20 protein-coding genes and 1 other annotated feature are annotated in these 21873 nt (G+C 41.1%); of the genes, 10 read left to right on the top strand and 10 right to left on the bottom strand.

The annotated features are described in order from the left end of the window. Positions 1 to 13 precede the first annotated feature (13 nt). Positions 14 to 820 (bottom strand): cytochrome C assembly family protein, encoded by an 807-nt coding sequence (locus AC6H44_RS10320; protein ID WP_500735348.1) that lies wholly within the window; start codon positions 818 to 820, stop codon positions 14 to 16. Between the two features lie 223 nt (positions 821 to 1043). Between AC6H44_RS10320 and ffh the strand changes: the two genes are divergently transcribed. The 7 genes from ffh to tyrA all read left to right on the top strand — a co-directional run bounded on the left by ffh (position 1044) and on the right by tyrA (position 7044). Then, positions 1044 to 2423 (top strand): signal recognition particle protein, encoded by a 1380-nt coding sequence (gene ffh, locus AC6H44_RS10315; RefSeq protein ID WP_500735347.1) that lies wholly within the window; start codon positions 1044 to 1046, stop codon positions 2421 to 2423. Positions 2424 to 2684: 261 nt separating this feature from the next. Then, positions 2685 to 2933, top strand: coding sequence for a 30S ribosomal protein S16 (gene rpsP, locus AC6H44_RS10310; RefSeq protein ID WP_008114468.1), 249 nt, complete (start codon positions 2685 to 2687; stop codon positions 2931 to 2933). Between the two features lie 17 nt (positions 2934 to 2950). Beyond that, entirely contained in the window at positions 2951 to 3487 is a 537-nt protein-coding gene (gene rimM / locus AC6H44_RS10305; RefSeq protein WP_500735346.1) for a ribosome maturation factor RimM, read from the top strand. Beyond that, on the top strand, positions 3487 to 4254 hold the full coding sequence (gene trmD / locus AC6H44_RS10300; protein WP_500735345.1) for a tRNA (guanosine(37)-N1)-methyltransferase TrmD: 768 nt from the start codon (positions 3487 to 3489) through the stop codon (positions 4252 to 4254). The genes rimM and trmD overlap by 1 nt, the downstream gene beginning before the upstream one ends. A 33-nt stretch (positions 4255 to 4287) precedes the next feature. After that, positions 4288 to 4647, top strand: a complete 360-nt coding sequence (gene rplS / locus AC6H44_RS10295; protein ID WP_008114473.1) for a 50S ribosomal protein L19 — start codon at positions 4288 to 4290, stop codon at positions 4645 to 4647. Positions 4648 to 4838: 191 nt separating this feature from the next. Further along, positions 4839 to 5708, top strand: a complete 870-nt coding sequence (locus tag AC6H44_RS10290; RefSeq protein ID WP_500735344.1) for an MYG1 family protein — start codon at positions 4839 to 4841, stop codon at positions 5706 to 5708. Between the two features lie 202 nt (positions 5709 to 5910). After that, a complete protein-coding gene (tyrA, locus tag AC6H44_RS10285) occupies positions 5911 to 7044 on the top strand; it encodes a bifunctional chorismate mutase/prephenate dehydrogenase (RefSeq protein WP_500735343.1) in 1134 nt (377 codons plus the stop codon). Between the two features lie 47 nt (positions 7045 to 7091). Here tyrA and AC6H44_RS10280 read toward each other — a convergent pair whose 3' ends face one another. Next, positions 7092 to 8249, bottom strand: coding sequence for a chorismate mutase (locus AC6H44_RS10280; protein WP_500735342.1), 1158 nt, complete (start codon positions 8247 to 8249; stop codon positions 7092 to 7094). A 44-nt stretch (positions 8250 to 8293) separates the two neighbouring features. Next, positions 8294 to 8409 (bottom strand) — a sequence feature (Phe leader region). Between the two features lie 196 nt (positions 8410 to 8605). On the opposite strand from AC6H44_RS10280, the gene AC6H44_RS10275 reads away from it, so the two are divergent. After that, complete coding sequence (locus AC6H44_RS10275) at positions 8606 to 11602, top strand: bifunctional diguanylate cyclase/phosphodiesterase (RefSeq protein ID WP_500735341.1); 2997 nt, start codon at positions 8606 to 8608, stop codon at positions 11600 to 11602. A gap of 13 nt (positions 11603 to 11615) precedes the next feature. On the opposite strand, the gene AC6H44_RS10270 is transcribed toward AC6H44_RS10275, so the two are convergent. After that, positions 11616 to 11945: an SUI1 family translation initiation factor gene (locus tag AC6H44_RS10270; RefSeq protein WP_500735340.1), complete on the bottom strand. Its 330-nt coding sequence runs from the start codon at positions 11943 to 11945 to the stop codon at positions 11616 to 11618. Between the two features lie 159 nt (positions 11946 to 12104). Here AC6H44_RS10270 and AC6H44_RS10265 point away from each other — a divergent pair, with 159 nt between their 5' ends. Both AC6H44_RS10265 and AC6H44_RS10260 read left to right on the top strand, forming a co-directional pair. Next, entirely contained in the window at positions 12105 to 12764 is a 660-nt protein-coding gene (locus AC6H44_RS10265) for a GAF domain-containing protein (protein ID WP_500735339.1), read from the top strand. Positions 12765 to 12841: 77 nt separating this feature from the next. Then, a complete protein-coding gene (locus AC6H44_RS10260) occupies positions 12842 to 14032 on the top strand; it encodes an amino acid aminotransferase (protein ID WP_500735338.1) in 1191 nt (396 codons plus the stop codon). Between the two features lie 337 nt (positions 14033 to 14369). On the opposite strand, the gene AC6H44_RS10255 is transcribed toward AC6H44_RS10260, so the two are convergent. The 7 genes from AC6H44_RS10255 to AC6H44_RS10225 all read right to left on the bottom strand — a co-directional run bounded on the left by AC6H44_RS10255 (position 14370) and on the right by AC6H44_RS10225 (position 21872). Then, on the bottom strand, positions 14370 to 15122 hold the full coding sequence (locus AC6H44_RS10255; protein ID WP_500735337.1) for a DUF3379 family protein: 753 nt from the start codon (positions 15120 to 15122) through the stop codon (positions 14370 to 14372). Continuing rightward, positions 15122 to 15637 (bottom strand): sigma-70 family RNA polymerase sigma factor, encoded by a 516-nt coding sequence (locus tag AC6H44_RS10250; protein WP_500735336.1) that lies wholly within the window; start codon positions 15635 to 15637, stop codon positions 15122 to 15124. The genes AC6H44_RS10255 and AC6H44_RS10250 overlap by 1 nt, the downstream gene beginning before the upstream one ends. Positions 15638 to 15987: 350 nt before the next feature. Next, a complete protein-coding gene (locus tag AC6H44_RS10245) occupies positions 15988 to 17634 on the bottom strand; it encodes a BatD family protein (protein ID WP_500735335.1) in 1647 nt (548 codons plus the stop codon). Beyond that, positions 17628 to 19514, bottom strand: a complete 1887-nt coding sequence (locus AC6H44_RS10240) for a vWA domain-containing protein (RefSeq protein WP_500735334.1) — start codon at positions 19512 to 19514, stop codon at positions 17628 to 17630. Before AC6H44_RS10240 ends, AC6H44_RS10245 begins: the two co-directional genes overlap by 7 nt. Further along, the gene (locus AC6H44_RS10235) at positions 19514 to 20497 is read right to left on the bottom strand and encodes a vWA domain-containing protein (RefSeq protein ID WP_500735333.1); all 984 of its coding nucleotides are present in this window, start codon (positions 20495 to 20497) and stop codon (positions 19514 to 19516) included. The genes AC6H44_RS10240 and AC6H44_RS10235 overlap by 1 nt, the downstream gene beginning before the upstream one ends. Continuing rightward, positions 20490 to 20924, bottom strand: coding sequence for a DUF4381 domain-containing protein (locus AC6H44_RS10230; protein ID WP_500735332.1), 435 nt, complete (start codon positions 20922 to 20924; stop codon positions 20490 to 20492). Before AC6H44_RS10230 ends, AC6H44_RS10235 begins: the two co-directional genes overlap by 8 nt. A 3-nt stretch (positions 20925 to 20927) precedes the next feature. After that, positions 20928 to 21872, bottom strand: a complete 945-nt coding sequence (locus AC6H44_RS10225) for a DUF58 domain-containing protein (RefSeq protein WP_500735331.1) — start codon at positions 21870 to 21872, stop codon at positions 20928 to 20930. Between the last annotated feature and the right edge of the window lies 1 nt (position 21873).

The following is a 21873-nucleotide window of genomic DNA, read 5'->3' as shown; positions in this document are numbered from 1 at the left end:
TTTCAGAGTCAAGTTAAAACTTATTCAGAATAACTTCTTGTACAAAACGGCTGCCAAAATAAGCGAGTGTGAGTATAAATGCGGCAATCATAATGCCCACTACCACTATTTTCCCACGCCATCCACGTTTGATATGGCCAAGTGCAATCACAGTAAAAATCGCCCAAGCAACTAACGATAAAATAGTTTTGTGAATAAATTCTTGAGCAAACATTCCGTCCAAAAACACAAACCCAGTTAATAATGCAACAGTTAATAACACGGTGCCTAAATTTAACAGTTGGTAAAGCTGACGTTCAACCACCATTAATGGCGGCAGGTGGCTGCGAACTATGGCTAAATCTTTTCGTTTTAAACGTTTATCAATGAAATAAAACTGCACCCCATATAAGGTAGCAATAATAAGTATACAATACGCCAGTAACGACAATGAAATATGCGTAACCAGTGGCAGTTCAACATTAATGCTCTGTAATAAAACGTGATGGGGTATAAATAGACTCGCAATAGTCAGTAAAGCGGCAAAGCCATAAACAACGGGTAACAGCAGGGTTGCAGGAAACTTCAAAGAAACGGTGGTGACACAAATAACAATAACCCAGCAAGTGAGCAATGCCACATTGACAATGCTTAAATCTTGCCCATCGGCTCTAAACACTGAATTTACCAATAACAGCATGTGCGCCAAAATAGCGACAGTGCTCAATACAACAGTAACTTTTTGATTAGGTCCTTGATGATGAAACAATCGTGAAAGCACGTGAGATGTTGCTAACACATAAAAGAAACTGGCAATAATAGTTAAACTAATAATCAGCATTTTGCTTTGGCCACTTAATTGGAGTCAAATAATTCATGTTTGTTATTGAGCTATTGTATTTTATAGCAAAGCAAATGCATAGACCTTGTAAAAAGAAACTCAATAAGCAGTGCTTGAACACTATATTGTATGTGCTCATTTACGGTATACTATTTTTAATTGAATTTTAACAGCATCGACCTAATTAATAGAGTTGATATCAACGTCTTTTCGGAACCGTTACATGTTTGAGAACCTTCAAGAGCGATTAGGTAAAACCCTAAAAAATATTAGTGGCCGTGGCCGCCTAACTGAAGACAATATTAAAGATACACTTCGTGAAGTACGAATGGCATTTTTAGAAGCCGACGTGGCGTTGCCAGTCGTTCGCGATTTTGTTAAGCAAGTTAAAGAGCGCGCGGTCGGTATTGAGGTCACTAAAAGCTTAAGCCCAGGCCAAGTGTTTATAAAAATTGTCCGCGAAGAGCTTGAAAAAGCCATGGGGGAGGCCAACGAAGAGCTTAGCCTCAATGCACAGCCACCAGCTGTTGTAATGATGGCGGGCCTTCAAGGCGCGGGTAAAACGACCAGCGTAGCTAAGTTGGCTAAGTTTTTAAAAGAGCGCAAGAAAAAATCGGTGCTTGTGGTCAGCGCCGATGTTTATCGCCCTGCAGCGATAAAACAGTTAGAAACGCTAGCAACAGAAGTTGATGTAGCGTTTTTTCCAAGTGATATTTCACAAAAGCCTGTTGATATTGCCACCGCGGCAATTTCTTATGCGAAAAAGAAATTCATTGATGTGGTGCTAGTTGATACCGCAGGTCGTTTACATGTTGATAGTAACATGATGGATGAAATTAAAGCGCTGCACAGTGCAATTAACCCAATTGAAACGCTATTCGTGGTTGATGCCATGACAGGTCAAGATGCGGCAAACACAGCCAAGGCCTTTGATGAAGCATTACCACTGACCGGTGTGATACTGACCAAGACCGATGGTGATGCACGCGGTGGTGCGGCACTATCTATTCGTCATATAACCGGTAAACCAATTAAATTTATGGGTGTGGGTGAGCGTACCGATGCGCTGGAGCCTTTTCATCCTGATCGTATTGCCTCACGTATTTTAGGCATGGGTGATGTACTTTCATTAATCGAAGAAGTCGAAATGAAAGTGGATAAAGAAAAGGCGGCCAAGGTTGCTGAAAAAGTATTTAAGGGAAATGGTTTTACCCTGGATGACTTTGCAGAACAATTAAAGCAAATGAAAAACATGGGCGGTATGATGTCGATGCTTGATAAGTTACCCGGCATGTCTAACCTACCTGATGCGGTAAAGGGTCAAATGGGTGATAAAACCTTTATACAAATGGAAGCAATAATAAGTTCGATGACAAAACAAGAACGCGCCCGTCCAGAAATTATTAAAGGGTCACGTAAAAAGCGTATTGCAGCGGGTTCTGGTACACAAGTACAAGAGATCAATAAGTTGCTCAAGCAATTTACGCAAATGCAAAAAATGATGAAAAAGATGAAAGGTAAAGGCGGCATGCAAAAAATGATGCGTGGCATGAAAGGCATGCTACCACCTGGAATGATGGGTGGCGGTGGCCCGAAATTTTAATAATTGAAGCTTCAATATCTTTAATCTGAGATAAAAAGCAATCAATAAGCAGGCAAAAAGTCTGTTTATTATTGAATAAACTATGCACATAATAGTTCATTCATGTGCTTTTTTATCTTGGATCACGGTTTAATCTACTTAACTGGCTTTTTGCATCACTTCTTACTTGCATTGTTGCTAAAAACTCGTACAATTCACCGGCTCCCCATACTGGGGAGTAAATCTTATTAATGAAAACAGTCAATCTATTTAGAGGACGGTATGGTAACTATTCGTTTGCAACGTGGTGGCGCTAAAAAACGCCCTTTCTATCAAATTGTGGTTGCGGATAGCCGTTTCTCGCGTGACGGTCGCTTCATCGAGAAAGTAGGTTTCTTTAACCCTATCGCTTCAGGTCAAGAAGAAAAACTTCGTTTAGATCTTCCACGTGTTGAACACTGGTTAGGTCAAGGCGCAGGTCTTTCAGATCGTGTAGCTAAATTAGTTAAAGACGCTCGTAAAGCGGCTTAATAGGCGTAAGTGTAACCATGAGTCAAGAGAACACCTCATCAATCATTGTCGTAGGAAAGCTCGGCGCCCCATATGGTATAAAGGGCTGGCTTAAGGTGCATTCATTTACTGATGATCCCCAAGGGATCTTCGAATTCAGCCCGTGGTTGATAGGGCAGCAAGGTAAATGGCAATCCTTAGAAGTGGTCGACTGGCGTCGCCACAACAAAGGCTTTATCGCTAAATTTGCGCAAGTAAACGATAGAGACCAAGCAATGGTTTATACCAATGTAGAAGTTTCTGTTGATTCAGCGCAACTACCCGAATTACCGCAAGGTGAATTCTATTGGCGAGATCTCATTGGCATGTCGGTTGTAACTGATAAAGGTTATGATTTAGGCATTGTTGATGACTTGATGGAGACAGGCTCAAATGACGTACTGGTTGTAAAAGCAAACAGTAAAGATGCATTTGGTCAAACAGAGCGTTTAATTCCTTTTTTAACTGATTCAGTTATTCAAGAAGTTAAACATGATGTGCGAGAGATTACTGTCGATTGGGATCCAAGCTTTTAATGAGTCAAACAAATTCGTTGTGGGTAGGGGTTATTAGCCTTTTCCCTGATATGTTTGATGCTATTACAATGCAAGGTGTAACCGGTCGTGCTGTTAAAAAGGGCTTAATCGATTTTAACTGCTTCAATCCACGTGATTATGCAACTGATAAGCATAGAACCGTAGATGATCGTCCTTATGGGGGCGGGCCAGGCATGTTGATGATGGTTGAACCATTGAAACAAGCCATTCTTGACGCCAAACAGGCGGCAGGTGATGGTGCAAAAGTAATTTATATGTCGCCACAAGGGCGCAAATTAGATCAGCAAGGGGCTTGCGAACTCGCAAACTCTGAAAAACTAATTTTAATAGCCGGTCGTTATGAAGGTATAGATGAGAGAATAATAGAGTCGTACGTTGACGAAGAATGGTCAATTGGCGATTTTATTTTGAGTGGGGGTGAACTACCCGCCATGACATTAATTGACGCAGTAGCGCGATTAGTGCCTGGGGTGTTAGGACACAACCAGTCAGCAGAGCAAGATTCATTTTCTAATGGCTTGCTAGATTGTCCTCACTATACACGGCCAGAAACATTGGACGACAAACAGGTGCCTGCTGTATTACTCAGCGGAAACCATCAAGAGATAGCTAAATGGCGGCTTATGCAGTCATTAGGCAGAACTTGGCTTCGCCGTCCTGACTTGTTGCATAACCTAGCTCTGACTGAGGAGCAAGCGGTATTACTCGCGAAATTTCAGCAAGAGTACCAAAAAGCTTGTGGCTAGAAGACAGTTACACCTAGGAAAGTGAGAAACATAATGGCAAAAGTAAACCAAAATATTATTAAAGCGCTTGAAGAAGAGCAGCTTAAAACAGACGTACCTGCATTCGGCGCTGGTGATACAGTAGTTGTACAGGTAAAAGTAAAAGAAGGTGCTAAAGAGCGTCTACAGGCCTTTGAAGGTGTTGTAATCGCTAAGCGTAATCGTGGTCTTCACTCAGCATTTACAGTTCGTAAAATTTCGAACGGTGAAGGTGTTGAGCGTGTATTCCAAACGCACAGCCCTCTTATTGATAGCGTAACAGTTAAGCGTCGCGGTGCAGTTCGTCGTGCTAAGCTTTACTACCTACGTGAGCGTTCTGGTAAATCTGCACGTATTAGAGAAAAACTTAACTAATACGCGTTTTTTATCAACGCAAAAAAACGGGTTGCAACCTTTAGGTTGCAACCCGTTTTGGTTTTAATGCTATTACGGTTTTTATATTGCTACATTAAAAAACCAATACACACCTTAACCTGCATGCGTTAAAGTGTGGTTCACTTCAAAGCATAATATCTTCTCACTTCTTGCAAAAAATGATATAAAAAATGAATGATAAAACGATAGTAACCCACAATGGTAATTTTCATGCAGATGACGTTTTTAGTATCGCTGCACTGAAAATTATTTTCCCTTCTTTTACCCTGATCCGCACACGTGATAATGCAATTATTAATGACGCCGATGTGGTTATTGATGTTGGCGGTCAATATGACCCGCAAACTGACCGATTTGATCACCATCAGCGCGGCGGTGCGGGTGCTCGCGAAAATGGGATTCCTTTTTCATCATTTGGCTTGGTGTGGAAAAAATATGGTTTAGCAATATGTGATGATAATCAAGATGTGGCGAATGCGGTAGACGGGGGCCTTGTTTCTACTATTGATGCCATAGATTGTGGTCATGTTGAAGGGGTTGCCACAGGCATTAGTTTAAGCCAAACCATTTCCATGTTTAACCCAACATGGGAAGAGGAAAGTGATTTTGATGCTGCTTTTGAGCAAGCGGTCGAGTTTGCGCACACTTTACTGATTCGTTTTGTGGCTTCTGCCCGGGGTGGTTTAAATGCTAAAAAGAGTGTTGCTCAAGCAATTAAACAAGCAGACGATCCACGTTTAATCGTGCTAGAGCGCTATACACCGTGGAAAAAAACCGTCCATAGCTTATCTAAAGAGGCGTTATATGTTGTTTACCCGTCTCATTCTGGTCAGTGGATAGTGCAAACGGTGCCTGCAGAGCTAGGCTCGTTTGAAGACAGAAAACCGTTACCTGCACCGTGGGCTGGGTTATCTGATAGTGAGTTTCAAGCCGTGACCGGTATAGATGATGCTATGTTTTGCCATAATGGCCTATTTATCGCCGGTGCAGAATCATTTGAAAGTGTTATGTCGCTCGCGACTATGGCATTGGAATATTAAAGCAAAGGCGCGCTTTAATAAAAGTGGCTTCTAGCCACTTTTGTATTTAACCTTTCTCCTCATTAGTTGTATTACCCATACTGATTTTTTCACTAATTAGCCTTTTAACCCCAAACGTATCCTGTTAGTATTATCGTATTGATTAGTTTACTTTTTTGTAAGTATTAATTTACGATTTTGCTTTTTTGGATGGAATGAGAACGTGGCAGAGATAAGCGATTTAGCGCAGCTAAGAACAGCTATAGATGAGTGCGACGCACAGTTAGTTGCCTTACTTGCAAAGCGCAACAGTATTACTCAAAAAATTGGTGCAATAAAACAACAAACGGGTGCGCCACTACATGCACCCGATAGAGAAGCTGATTTATTAGCTGCACGACGCCAAGAAGCAATTAATCAAGGCGTTAACCCCGATTTAGTCGAAGATATTCTCAGGCGCATGATGCGTGAAGCCTACCAAAATCAACAAGCAAAATTAGCCTGTGTCGCCCCACAACTCTCTCCAATTGTTATTGTTGGTGGTGAGGGGGCGATGGGGCAGCTATTTGCAAAGCAATTCCAGCGCTCTGGTTACGAGGTTAAAATTTTAGATAAGGCTCAGCAAGCTCAGGCCGCAGATATTCTAAAAGGTGCAAAACTGGTGATGATCAGTGTGCCAATTAATGCCCTTGAAACGGTGGTAAACGCGTTACCTAAACTTGATGAAGACTGTTTGCTGGTTGATATTACCTCGGTTAAACAAGCGCCGTTAAATGTGCTCAAAAAAGTTCACAATGGCGCCGTTGTTGGCTTACACCCCATGTTTGGTCCTGATATTTCTCATTGGGTAAAGCAAACCGTGGTGGTATGTGAAGGACGTAACCCTGAAGTGGCGCAAGGTTTATTAAAGCAGCTGCAAATTTGGGGCTGTCAGTTAGTAGAACTTGATGCTAAAAAGCATGACGAGGCAATGCAAATTATTCAGGTAATGCGCCATCTAACCACCTTTGTTTATGGCCAGTTTTTAGCAAAACAAGGACACACACTCGCAGAGCTGCGTAGTTGCTCATCACCTATTTACCAGTTAGAGCTGATGATGGTCGGTCGTCTATTTGCACAATCTCCAGAGCTATACACCGATATTATGCTGGCACAATTTAATAATGTAGAAAGCTTATTAGCGCAGTATCAGTCATTGTTCTCAGAGACACTGCAAAAGCTAAAAGCAGGCGATAAGCCTGCCTTAATCGATGCATTTGCTGATGCAAAAGCCTATTTTTCTGATTCTACAGCGCACTTTTTAACACAAAGTCGCAGTTTATTAAATAAAGCAAATGATGCGAAAGTACTCGATTAATTAAAACTATAAAGGGCTCGCAGGCCCTTTTTTAATACTAGTGTGGGCTAACTTTCTACGCTCACTGCTTGCAGTGATTCGCTTTGATAACAACCTAATACGCGCACGTATTGAGTGTGCTCTTTAAGCTCATCTAACGCATGCTTTACTTGATTATCAGCAAGGTTAGCTTCTAAATCCACATAAAATACTTCCTCCCATGGGTTTCCTGGTACAGGGCGAGATTCTAATTTTACTAAGTTTATATTATGCTGCTTAAAAATCATCAGCGCATCAGCGAGTGAGCCTGCTTGTTGCTTAGTTGCCATAATTAAACTGGTTTTAGTCGGGATCTGTTTAGATACGTGCAAAGGTTTTCGTGCAACAACAATGAAACGACTGTGGTTTTCTTTTTGGTTTGCAAGATTGGATTTAATCACTTCTAGGCCAACATTTTTACCTGCTTGTGCAGAGCCAATAGCAGCACTGTTTGGTGTTTCAAGTGCTGATTTTAATGCGCTTGATGTTGAATCACAGGTTTCGTGTTGTAATTCGCCAAGCCCTTGCAAAAAACGGCTACATTGAGCAAATGGTTGTGGATGAGCAAATACTTTAGTTAATTGGCTAAGCGCTGTGTTTGGAGTGGCTAATAAACAATGCTCTACGCTGTGAGTGACTTCACCGACAATAGAGACTTGTGCATGTTGGAGTAAATCAAATACTTCATTAATACTGCCTGAGCTAGTATTTTCAATCGGCAACAAGCCAAAGTCGGCTTGGCCATTTTCAACTTTACCAGTGATCTCATCAAAAGAGCTGCAACCTATTTCAATTAACTTGCCTGGTCGGCGGCTAAAGTATTTATGACACGCAAGTTGACTGTAAGAGCCTTGTCCGCCTAAGTAGGTTACCCGATGAGTTTCACTTAGCGCATCAGGGTTGAGGGTTTTTTGCAGCATAGCTTGTTGATGTAATACTGAGTCTTCTAAAATAGTTTGAAAAACATTGTTAACGTAATAGGCATCTAAGCCTAGTGATTTACCATAGCCGATGAGTTTTTCGAGTAAAGCAAGTTCACGCGCTTCATCCCGAATAGGTTTGTTGTTGGCTATTTTATACTCTACAACACCGTGGCTAATACGCCGCCGTTTTGCTAATAACACCAGTAGGTCTGAATCAATTTCATTTATATCGCGCCTAAGCGTGTCTAAAACATCGTTACTCATTTGGTTTTCCTCATTCCAAAAATATCACTGTGTTTAACAGCGTAAACAAAAAAGCCTCCCAGTTGGGAGGCTTTACTATTCGATTGATTTTATCTCACAAACAGAGCAGCCTCTTCTAAATAAAGAAGCTAAAAAAAGAGAAAAAGATTTGTGAGTCATTTATTTGCATGTCTTTAATGTATGAAGTGTCACCCGTAATGTCAACAAGCACTTACATTAAATAGGTTCTTTACCTGATATATATACAAAACATAGTGTTTTTTTAAAACTTTACAAATAATTTATAATAATGATTTAAGATCTGGTATATTTCTACGATAAACAAAAATAATAATTATTAATAAGGTTGGTCCTTTGTGTATCGACGCCCTCCATCTCGATTTGGAATAAACTCACTTAGTGTAAAGTTATCATTATTAATCTCTGGCATTTGTTTAGTGGCTGGAATTTGTGCCGCTGCGCTAATGCTTAAATCTGAAGAAAAACAACTGGTTTTTGAAGATCATGAAATATTAAAGCAGTCGAATCAATTATTAATAAAGCAATTTAATAATTTTATAGCAACGAAGGTTAAAATAGCAGAGCAGGCTAATATTGTGGTTAGCGAGCAGCTATTTGAGGGGCAACTATTATTTAAAAATAACACGCCCCCCACCATGCAGGTGACTACTGACGGTTCAGTGCGCAGTGTATCGGTTGATGGACTCTCGGGTGCATTTATGCCTAAACAGGCCCTTTCTCCTTTTTATAATCAGTTAATTGCAGATTCAGAATCTCTTTGGAAAGTAATTGCGCCAACACTAATACAAGATTTCTATAATTTTTACCTGATCACAAAAGACAATTTCATTCGCGTTGCTCCTCCAAATTGGGCGCTCAATGTGCCCAGCAATTATATTTTTAACCAAAGCGATAGTTTCAACTATGCTAAATCGCTGACTAATCCGCAGCGTGAGCCACTTTGGTCGAAAGTTTATTATGATGACATTTGGAATAAGTGGGTCATAAGCTTAATTGTACCTATATATAAAAATGATGAGTTTTTAGGGGTGACAGGCAGTGATATTTTACTTGAGTCACTTATAACGCAATTACCCGTAGGTGGAAAAGAAAAACACCTAGTGGTGTTTGATGAACAAGGCCAGATACTGGCACACCCAGATATAGGGCCTGACAGTTATCAACAATACGGTGAGGAAAATAAAAAGCTGTTAGCGGGTGATTTTCTCTCTGCTGAGCTAAAACAGATTATAGACAATACTACCCAAATACAATTACCGGAATACGCCGATTCATTTTCATTAAATGATGAAGAGTATATTATAAATATTCATAAAGTAGCCGGTGTAAATTGGTATGTTGGCGTATATAAAAAGCGCTCTTCCACGTTATCAGCACTTAAAGATTTAAAAGTTAAATTTTTTGGTTTGTTTATTTTGTATGCCATATTGGTGGCCTTGCTATTACACCAAGCATTATACCAACTGGTATTAAGACGCTTGCATTCACTCGTTTATGCCGTTACCCACTTTGGTAAAGGCCAGTTAGAAATTGATTTTCCAAAAGAAAATAAAGATGAAATTGGCACACTCAATGGCTCATTTAAAGATATGACCATTGAAATTCGCAAACTCATCGATGGTTTAAATCAGCGTATAATAGAAAAAGAAATTGCAGAGAAAGCAGCAAATCGTTTATCTAAAGCGGTTGCTTTTTCAGGCACTGGCGTGGTTATAACAGATGAAAATTTTGTGATTGAGTACGTTAACCCCAAAATGTTAGAGATGACAGACTTTGCTGAAAATGATTTTCTTTGCCAGCCATTACTCACCATTATTGCTAATGAAATGACAATATTAGTAGAGGATATCGATCTTGATTTGCGTAACCGCAATTACTGGCGAGGAGATACACTGATTGAAGTACAAAATAAGTCGCCAATATGGGTATCGTTGAGTGTATCCCCTATTCGTGAAGACGGTGGAAAAATTACCAGTTACGTTGCATCGGCGCAAGATATTTCATTTGTTAAAGAAAGTCAGCGAAAGATGGAGCAGCTGGCTTACTTTGATACCCTAACAGGGCTTGCTAATCGTACCTTTTTTAGAATGCAGCTTAGAAAGTCGATGGCACTAGCCGAAAGAGGGCGTTATTCATTTGCATTGTTTTATTTTGATCTGGATGAATTTAAACGTATAAACGATACCCTAGGGCACGATGCTGGCGATCAGTTATTGGTTGAAGTTGCTAATCGGTTAAAATTTCGCTTGCGAGCAGAAGATACCATCGCGCGTTTAGGTGGTGATGAGTTTGCCGTTCTCTTAAGTGGTATAGAGCATCAACAAGAAGCATCTGAAGTGGCAAATACTATTCAAAAAACCTTAAATCAGCCGATAAAATTAGGCAGTAATGAAGTAATTATCAGTGCCAGTATTGGTATTACCCTAGCGCCTTTTGATAGTTTAGAGGAAGATCAATTATTAAAGCATGCTGATTTAGCCATGTATGAAGCAAAAGCCAAAGGCCGCAATACGTACCATTTTTACAGCCAAGATCTTGATGCAGCGGCGAATGAAAGGCTATTTTTAGAAAATGAGTTACGCCAGGCTATAAAAGAAAAACGACTAACCTTGCATTATCAGCCACAAGTTGATTGTCGCGATAACAGTGTTGTAGGTTATGAGGCATTGCTGCGTTGGTTTCATCCTACCCAAGGGTTTATTTCGCCCACTAAGTTTATTCCTATCGCCGAGGCAACCGGTTTAATTGTGGAGCTTGGCGAATGGGTATTACTGCAAGCATGTGAGTTTACTCAGCGATTAGAACAGCAAGGGCGAGCGAGTAATATGTCGATAAATCTCTCAGCAAGACAATTTAAAGACGCAAGCTTAGTGCCTATGCTGAAAAAAATAATCAAAGAGACACAAATTAACGCTAAAAGCCTGCACCTAGAGCTCACCGAAAGTATGCTGATGGGGAATGTTGAGGCAGCCATAGAGCAGCTACATCAATTAAAAAGACTGGGTATTTCAATCTCTATTGATGATTTTGGTACCGGCTATTCTTCGCTGAGTTATCTAAAGCGTTTCCCTGTCGATATTTTAAAAATTGACCGCTCGTTTGTTAAAGATATTCCAGAGGATGAAAATGATATGGAGATCACCGCTGCAATTATTGCGATGGCACAAAAGCTAAAATTGAACGTAGTCGCTGAAGGTGTTGAAACGATAGAGCAAATTGAGTTTTTAAAGAATAATAATTGTTTTATTGTTCAGGGTTATTATTTTAGTAAACCTATTGCCGAGTCTGATATTCCTGCGTTATTCGAGCAGTTAGCGCAGCTTAAAGGATAAACTAAAATGCGGGTTAACCACCCGCAATTTTTACTTTAAATGTTAATCCTTCTAAAATCGCTTTTAGTTTATCGCGATCATCACCTTGTACTTCAATAACTCCTTCTTTTACTGCGCCACCTTGACCCATCTTACTTTTTATTGTTTTTGCTAATTTTTTTAAATCGTGTTGTTGTGGATCTAATCCGACGACGAGCATGACACCTTTGCCTTTTCGCCCTTTAGTTTGGCGCTCTATGCGAATAGAGCCGTCTTTAAATAGTTTTACATCCAGCTCTTTTTCTGGCTTGGGCTGGTCAATTCGTCCCGTGGTTGTTGAATACACTAAGTGACTATCACTCATAGTTAACCTATTTAAGATTGAAGCTAATATTGTGATAAATAATACCAAACTTGTGGCGCAAAGGCGTAATTTTTGTGTTTTAAAAAGCGCTTTAAATTGGCTAGCACTATAAAAATATCCATGCTACTATCTTGGCATTATAGATGTTTGGATGGCCAAATGGTTAATTCTTATTTAAAGCAAGCTCAGCTTAATGTAGAGCAACAGTTAATTAACGCTGAGCTAGAAAAGCTTGAGCAGTACTTAAATAGCAATGCTGCACCGGCTGTGCGTTGGCAGTATCACATTCCTGAATTAGGTGAGGGAGGGGCATGTAGTTTATTTGGCCACTTGCAAGATGAGCCGTTTAATTTAAACGACTACGTTAGCCAAAATACCCAAACAACAGCAAAGCTTGCGCAACTGCAGTTAATTGTTGACTACGTTACTGAAAACACTCAGCTTGATTGGTATGGCATTTATCAAAATACCCCCACCAACGAAGGCGAGCAGTTATTGAAACTGGCTTATTTTGGTGCGCCGAGCCGCCCATTATTTCCGCTGACAGCTGAATTTGCCACTGGCAGTAATAATGTGCAAGTGGCACTCAGTGGTAAAGGGCGAGTGATTAACAATGTTGAGCAATACCTAGCGGCAGGGGGGGAGTACTATACCTGCGACCCTAAGGTTAAAGCTGAGGCCTGTTTACCGCTATTTAACACGCAACAACACTGTATTGGCATTGTCGATGGCGAAGCCTTTAACACTGATTTTTTTGATAATGCAACGCTTGCATTATTAATTGCATGTTGCATTAAAATTCCTCACTTTTTAGTGTAAATATCACTGGTCAATCTAGTCAGTTTTTATGTTAAGCTTAGGTATAAGCCAACCCCTAAATAACGAAGAGATAGTCAATGTTCTCAGTATTAAAACCATTACCAACAGATCCTATTCTTGGCCTTATGGCAGCCTATAAACAAGATACTAACCCAAATAAGATTGACTTAGGGGTTGGTGTATACAAAGACGAGCAGGGCAATACTCCTGTATTGAAAGCAGTTAAAAAAGCTGAAGCATTTCGCCTCGAAAACGAAATGAGTAAATCGTATATTGGGCTTGCTGGTAACTTAGACTACTGTCAAAAAATGGAAAACCTGTTACTAGGTGAACACCCAGCATTACTAGCTAATCGTGTTCGTACTGCACAAGCGCCAGGTGGCACTGGTGCACTGCGAGTTGCAGCAGAATTTATTGTACGTTGTAACCCAAATGCGACGGTGTGGGTAACTAATCCAACCTGGGCAAATCACATAAGCTTATTTGAAGCTGCGGGATTAACGGTTAAAGAATACCCGTACTATGATTATGAAAACAAAGATTTATTGTTCGATGAAATGGTTGAAACCCTGACGCAAGTGCCTAAAGGCGATGTGGTTTTGTTACATGCATGTTGTCATAACCCAAGCGGAATGGACTTAAACGAAGCACAATGGAACACCATTGCTGAACTTGCTAAAGATGTCGGCTTTACGCCATTAATTGATATTGCGTATCAAGGCTTTGGTTCTTCTTTAGAAGAAGATGCTAACGGTTTACGTATTTTAGCCAAAGCGGTTGAAGAGTTGATCATTTGTTCATCATGTTCTAAAAACTTTGGTTTATACCGTGAGCGTATTGGTGCCTGTTCAATTATGGCAAAAGATAGCGCAACCGCAGATATTTCTAACTCAGTTATGTTAAGTGTGGTACGTAGTATTTATTCTATGCCCCCCGCGCACGGTGCAGATATTGTGAACACTATTTTAAGTAGCGCAGAGCTTACACAGCTATGGCACAGTGAGCTTGATGAAATGCGTAACCGTATTAACGGTCTTCGTACTTTAATAAAAGACAGCTTAGCTGCGAAAAATATCGCGCAAGATTTCTCGTTTATTGATCGCCAACACGGTATGTTTTCTTTTTTAGGCATTAATAAAGCGCAAATAGAACGGCTGCAAAAAGAATATGGTATCTATATTGTGGGTTCTAGCCGTGTGAACGTAGCAGGTATTAGCCAAGCAAATGTTGACTACTTTGCCAACGCTGTAGCTGATGTGTGTAAGTAGTAAATAATCACCTAGGGTCTGTTTACCTTTGCGGATTAAAATTTGTTCAAACTAGGGGCGATTTAATCGCGGCGCGAGGTTTGTAACCTAGTGGGCTAAGTAAAAGCCGAGCAACAAAGAGTTAATCGCCCCTAGGCAGAACCCTTCGGGCAGCGCCTGTTTGGCATTGATGCTGCGTTATCGCCTATTTATGGGGAATAACCACACCACATGGGCTCTGCCTTGCCTAAATACCAAACAGGCTGCTGCAAATTTAACCTTGAAAGGTAAACAGACCCTAGTTTATTCGCAATAAAAAACCGCACCTAAGTGCGGTTTTTTATTGCTTGCAAAACACTTACAGCCAGCGAATAGCGCCGGCAATACGCTCGTTGTACATATTAACTGGCGAGCCAAGGTTTGCAATGAGCAGGGTATCAGCTTGCTTTGTTCGATTTATATGACCAGCATAACGCGAGTCACTAAAATCATCAGAGCCTATTTCAAAGACTTTGTTATCGCTAGGTACAATAAACACTGTCATGAGGCCAAAGTCTGATTCAAACACTAAATGAATACCTTTTTCGCCTTGAAAATCGCAAAAGTTAACGTAAGTGACTTTCCCTGGTAAATCATCGAGTTGAGCGCCAAGCAAAGCGAGCTTTTCATTAACAGCTTCAATGCTAATCGGCTGGGTTTTATCTAACGCGTATATTTCACGATAAACATGCGCTAACGCATGTTCGCCAGCAGAGTTATTAATAGTGTGCTCTGAGCTAAACATAAACGCACTCACGGCAATCACAAATGAGGCTGCTAAAGCTAAATGTAATCGGTCAAACTTAAACCATGAGCGCGATTGAATGAGACTACTATTTGATTTAGGTTCATCTTTCTGCGTTTTTTCTTTTAACGACGTGTTTAAAATAATTTGCTCAGCAAGATTGTCAGGCACAGGGATATCAAGTGCATCATTGAGTTGCTTATCAAATGCTTTGCTTTCATTTAAAAACTGTTGTCTGTCGGGGTTGCTGTTTGCAAATTCTAGTAACTGTGTGTCTAGCTCGTTTGGCTGTGCAATCGTACGGCGACGAAACTCAAGTTCATCCATTATTTTGATGCCCCTTTAAGTTGTTCATCATCACGGCTTAATGCCTCTTTAAGTTGATTTTTTGCTCGAAACAAACGTGTCATCACGGTATTTTTGTTTAAATCGAGTATGTCTGCAATTTCATCGCCACTGCAGCCCATAACCACTTGTAGTAACAGGGGCTCTTTGTATTCATCGGCCAACAAAGAAATTTGCCGTTGAATAACGGTTTGCTCCATTTTATCGTCTAAGCTGTGACTGGTGCGATCCACTAGCGTGTCGTTATCTACATCACTGTAATAAAATTGCTTACGCTCAAAGCGCCTTGCATTTTCACGTCTTAAAATTGTTAGCAACCATGGCTTAGCGGCTTTTTGATCGAGCAACGAGTCGAGTGAACGCCAAGCACGTAAAAAAGTTTCTTGTACTAAGTCGTCCGCTATGTGCGGGTCGTTACATAACCAGTATGCAAAGCGATAGAGTTCTTTATGATAAATGTGAACTAGGGCTTCGTAGCGTTGTTGTTTTTCTGCCATATTTAGTAAGACCCGCCCATTCGATTTTTTATTTCCAAGCACTAGGGTCTGTTGACCTTTTAAGGTTAAATTTGCAGCAGTCTGTTTGGTATTTAGGCAAGGCAGCGCCTATGTGGTGTGGTTGTTCCCCATAAATAGGCGATAACGCAGCATCAATACCAAACAGGCGCTGCCCTTCGGGTTCTGCCTAGGGGCGATTTACTCTTTGTTGCTCGGTTTTTACTTAGCCCACTAGGTTACAAACCTCGCGCCGCGATTAAACCGCCCCTAGTTTGAACAAATTATAATCCGCAAAGGTCAACAGACCCTAGCATTTTTTAATAAAAGTTAAAAAACTGATGCGGCTTATATTAACAATACAGTTCCTTTAATGCTGATGAGGATGACTTAGCTGTAAGCGATTGGTGTTCTTTTAAGCCTCTAACAATCGCTGTTAAATCGGCATTAGCTTGTTGGTTACTATACAATTGTGCTTGGAGTTTAGTTATCTGTGCAGTTAGTTCTGGGTTGTTTATTATCGTACATAAATGGGTTAGAGCCCCCACCTTTTTGTCTGTATGGGTTAGCGCATACTGATTAAGTGCATCATAAAATGCTTTTGTATCATTGCTTTTAGCTAATATCAACAGTGTTTTTAAATGGGCCGGCTGATTCGATTTATTATTTGTTTGAGCCGCCTGTTGCGCCTCTTTAGCGGGGCGTTTAACAGTATAAAAAATCATTGTGGTAACCCATAAAACATAACCAAGCGCGGCCACAATAATGAGCCACAGTGGTGTGGCAGCTGGCTGCGCTACTTTAACAGTTTGCTCCGTTGACTCTGCCATAGTGTTATTTAGGTTGTTTTCAGTTGGCGTATTAAGCGTTTGAACTGGCGCTGTGGTACTCGGTGTTACAGTAATAGTGCGTTCAGGTAAGGTGGCGACACTGATCCGATTGATTTTGGTGTTATACCAAGGCAAGGTGATTTCAGGTAATGTATAGGTGCCAGGTGTTTGTGGCAGTAGTGCATATGAGGCAGTTTGCTGTGATACGATACGGCCATCGCGTACCGCATTATTGGTTTCTTTTTCATCGGGGTAGCTACGAATACCATTAATAGTAGGCATATCAATTTCGGGTAGCTGCTCTTTAGTCACTCCTAAAGCAGTGAGCATAATAGTACGTGTTATGGGCGTACCGGCTTCAACGGTATTATCGTCAGGCTGCCATTGTTCAGTTAAGCTCACCAATTCACTGGGTAACCAGTTCCCTTGGTAGTTTTCAGGAATTGGTTTGATGCTAATTTGCTGCTTATTACCCAGTGCAGAGACTTCCAACTGGCGATAGTTTTGCTGAACACGCCCTTGAAAAACAGGGCCTTCAATAGTGAAGTCGCCACTTTTTTGTGGTTGAATTAAATAATTACGGGTGATCACTAAATAACGCTTACCGTTAACCAGTTCATACTCTTCGCTCTGTTTTCCAAGCTGAGTGAGTTGCGCATCTTCCATACTTGGCGTACTCAAACTGCCATCAAGTAGCTCTTTAGCTAGGTAAAGCTTTATAGTGTAAACCCCCGCTTCTTGCACAAATAAGCTGTTATTTGAAAGCGAAGTTTTTAAAAATATATCGTTATTTTTGCCCGCATCGCTGCTACGCTCTTTAACCGATAAACTAATTGGCTGTGAGCTTAGCCCCGCGACATTAAAACTGGGGATGGTATATTCGCCTGCTTTACGAGTCATGAGCTTAACAGACCACGAGGTTTGCTTTTTTATACTGCCATTAATAATGTTAGTGCGGCTACTTAAGCTCATAGGGCCGACCACAAAATCTTTTAATAACGCTGAGGTGTCGGGTTGTTGCCCTTTGATTGAATCATCAACGCTAATATTAAGCATAAAAAATTCACCCGCCAGTACGGGGTTTTTATCAACGCTTGCCTCTAGGGTGGTGGCGGCCATTAATGGCATGGCAGTTAATAGCAATAAACAGCAAAATAATCGCATTACCATGATTTTTCTACTCCTGTTGGACGGCGTTGATATTGTCTTTTTTGGGCTTCTAATTGCATTTTGTTTCTTAATAAAATAGCGGGATCGTCGGGCACTTTTCTTAATAATTGATTTAGTTGCTGTGCTTTCTCTTTTTCTTCATTGGTGAGTTCAGCGGCTTGTGCCTGCATAGCTTGTTGCTGTGCCTGCTGTTTTTGCTCAGCAGAGGGCGGCTGCTCACTCATTTCATTCGGTTGATTTTGCGGCTCGTCTTGCTGCGGTTCATTCTCGTCTTTATTCTCATTTTGTTGGTTTTGTGATTGAGCTTGCATATCGGGTTCATTTTTATCATCTGATTGTTTATCAGATTGGTCTTGTTGATTTTTTGACTGATCATCAGATTGCTGCTCATTGCCATTTTGGCTGTCGTCTTTACTTTTATCAGCGCTGTTTTGCTCGCCATTTTTTTGCTGATCTTGTTTTGATTGATCTGCATCATTTTGACTTTGCTCATCTTTATTTTGCGAATCATTACCTTGCTGATTTTGTTGTTCTTGCTGTTGATTCAATAACTGCTCAACAAGCGCTTGATTATCTGCTGCTTGGGTTAAATCTGGCTGAAGAGCTAGAGCCTGTTTATACGCCTCGGCTGCCTCTTTTAATTGCCCAGCTTTAGCCAAGGCATTACCGTAATTATAATAACCGGTTGCTGACTTATCTTGGCTAAACTCACGAAGTGCAGCATCAAATTGTCCTTGTTGATAAAGCGCGGCACCTTTGAGCGCACTTGACTGCGCTTGCGCAGCTTGTTGATACTCTTTGTTGTTATAAGCCGCGAGTGCCCGTTGATCGGTGTTTTTAAACAGCGCGGGTAGCTCTGCTGCATGTGCATTTTGTTGGGATAAAAAGCTGAGCAATAACACGGCGCCAACAAACGCAGAGCGTCTAAATAAATATAAAGCCAGTGGCAGTAAAATGAGTAAGCCATAAATGCCAGCGTCGATTCGCCATAGCGCTAAATTGGGTTTTTCACTTTTTAGCACCTCACTGTTTGCTTGTGGTGAAAAAACGGCAATATCGCTATTGCTGGGTTGGTAATTGGCGTATTGACCACCGCTATTTTTTGCAAGCCCTTCAAGTAAAGGCGCATTGAGGGTGGGCACCACAATTTGGCCGTAAGTATCTTTTAAAAAACCACCTTCAGGCAGCTTTATTGGTGCTCCTTGGGCGGTGCCAATGCCGTAAATATTGAGGCGGTATTGAGTATTGTTGGTAAAGCGACTTATATCACTTTGCTGTTGTTGCTCAATTCCATCGGTAATTAAAATAATGTCACCATCTAAATAGCCTGCTTGGCTTAGTAACTCTTGTGCCATATCTAAGCCTGCAAGTACGTTTGAGCCTTTATCTGGCATAATTTCAGGAGTCAAACTAGGAATAAGGTTAGCAAGGGTTTTAGCGTCGTTGGTCAGTGGTGAAATTGTATAAGCAGTGCCTGCATAAGCCACTAACGCGGTATCGCCTTCTTTAAATAGCTCAATCATATCGAGGGCTTTAAAGCGCGATTGCATTAAGCGATTAGGCGCAATATCGGTACTGTACATGGAGTACGACATGTCCATAACAATAACGCGGGCACTTTTACTTTGAAACACCGGCACTTGTTTCTCTTCAAAGCTTGGGCCGGCACTAAAAATAATGGCTAAAGCGCAAAATAACGCTACTAGCCACAACGGCTGATGCGCTTTATTGGTTGATTCGCTCATCACAAATTGTGCTAAATGTGGCGCAATAAGTGGCGCTGACTGGTTTTTTTTATGGTTAAGTAAGGCAATAAAAAATAACCCTGATGCAGGGAGTAGCAGCCATAAAATAGCAGGACGAATAAATTCAAAATCCATTAGTTTGGCTCCTTCATTGCGCGCGCGGTTTTTATCAATGCCATCGCACTTATGAGTAAAATGGCCAGTAATAATGGGTAATAAAATAAAGCTGTTTGTGGACGAAAGGTTTGTTCATCTGCGCTGATAGGTTCAAGCTTATCAAGCTCAGCGTAAATCTGTTGCAGGCCGGCGACATCTTTTGCTCTAAAATATAAGCCACCTGTTTGCTCAGCAATTTTTTTCAATAAGTTTTCATCTATGTTACTGCCTCCAGAACCCATATTAAATAAACTAAAGCCGCGCGGGTTATCTGAGCCAACCCCGATGGTGTACACTTTAATCCCTTCTTCACGGGCAAGTAGCAGCGCATCTTCAGGGTTTAAGTTACCCGCAGTGTTTTGTCCATCTGTGAGTAACACTACAATACGGTTACTTTCTTTTTTACTGGCAAAGCGTTTAACTGATAAACCCAAGGCATCGCCAATAGCCGTTGCCCGTCCCACTAAACCAATTTGTGCTTCAGAGAGCATTTTACTGACGGTTTTTACGTCACGGGTGAGCGGCGTTTGTAAAAAAGCGGTATCACCAAACAATATTAGGCCAAGCCTGTCGCCTTGGCGCTGCTCTATAAAGTTACTTAGCACTGCTTTTACCATAGTTAAACGGTCAACATATTGGCCATTGTAAGCCATATCTTGTTCGGTCATCGAGCCTGATAAATCAACAGCAAGCATAATATCGCGACCTTCGTTAGGCAGCGATATTGGCTCATCTAACCAGGTTGGGTTAGCGGATGCGCTCACTAATAATAGCCACAGCAACCACTCGATAATAGTTAACTTACGCGCACTCGGCGCTATGCTTTGCTTAGTTAAATTATGTGATGCAAAGCTGGGAATACGTAAACGAGTAGTTGCATGACTTGGTGTGGGTTTTAATAGTAACAATATTAAAGGCAGCGGCAGCAATAAAAACAGCCATGGCCAGCTAAATTCAAACATGCAGTGGCTCCTTTAGTTTAAATTGTTTAATAGCTTGGCGAAATTTATCACTCAGCGCAGCCTGTGTTTGATTAGCGTTATATAGGCTTAAAATTTCCTCTTCTGTAAAGCTAATCGTTGAAAGTTGATTTAATGTGTTGCACCAATGCATTGTTGACTGTGCGGCTAAACGTGGATCGTAATAGGTGATCACTAAACGCTTTAAAATGATATGTAATTGCTGCGCTGATTGTTGTTGATTGGCTAATGCAATGGCATCACGTTTTGGTTTTTTAACGCGATAGTTTTTATAAATTACGACAATTAAGCTACCCAATAAACAGATAGCAATTACAATAACAACCCACCAAGCGGGGGCTAGTGGCCACCAGTCAACCTGAGTAGGAGCAATAATATCGTGTAGATTATCAAGTGGAGAGGTTTGCATGATTTATCTTCTCACTAATTGCAGTTCCAGCGCGGTGGCTGCATCGAATGATAATAGGGTAAGCCCAGACTTTGTTAAGCGATTAATACGCGCGCTAAATGCGTGCTCGGCATTTTTAGCAAATCGCTCTCTAAAGCTCTTGTCCATTAAGGGCAGGGCAAATTGCTGGTTATTAGCACTGACGGTTACCGTTTGTTTAAAAGCAGGTAATTGATGTTCAAAGGGGTCACTAATATGGCAGCCTATTAGCTCACAGTGCCGCGCAAGTAATTCAAGTTGCTTAAAGCTGGCATCATCCAAAGCGTTAAAATCAGAGACGATATAAACCAAACTACCGGGCTTGGCTAAGTGATTTAAACGTTTGAGGTTATCGCTAAAATTATTCGTACTCGGTTTATCAATGTTCTCAAGAGCCTGCTGATGCGCATCGCATAAATTATGGCATAGTTTTAATACTGCTTTTTCACGGGTGCTGGGTTTTAGCTCTAAATGCGCGTGCTGATTAAACACAATACCGCCAATTCTATCGCCTCGTTGACACGCCGACCACGCAACTAAGGCGCTAATATGTGCCGCTTGCACCGACTTTAATAATAATTGTGAGCCAAATAGCATAGAGTTTGAAAAGTCAGTAAACACAAATACAGGGCGTTCTTTTTCTTCTTGAAAGAGCTTAGTGTGGGTTTCGCCTGTGCGCGCGGTAACGCGCCAATCAATAGAGCGTATATCGTCACCGTGTTGATAATGACGCACTTCGGCAAACTCCATGCCACGGCCTTTATGCGGCGCCAGATATTGCCCCGCTAAGGTATTTTTTATTCTAACTTTCGGTGCCAGCTCAAGCAATTGCGCTTTTGCTTTGTAATACATCAGCTCTTTAAGCGATAAATTAACACCGTGGCTATGGCTTAATTTAAGCCATGCTTGAGGATCAAAATGTGTTTGCATA

It is taken from the genome of Pseudoalteromonas sp. TAP-3C (genome assembly GCF_059888565.1).
The sequence above is the reverse complement of the archived record's forward strand: the minus strand, read 5'-3'. Positions and strand labels throughout refer to the sequence as shown.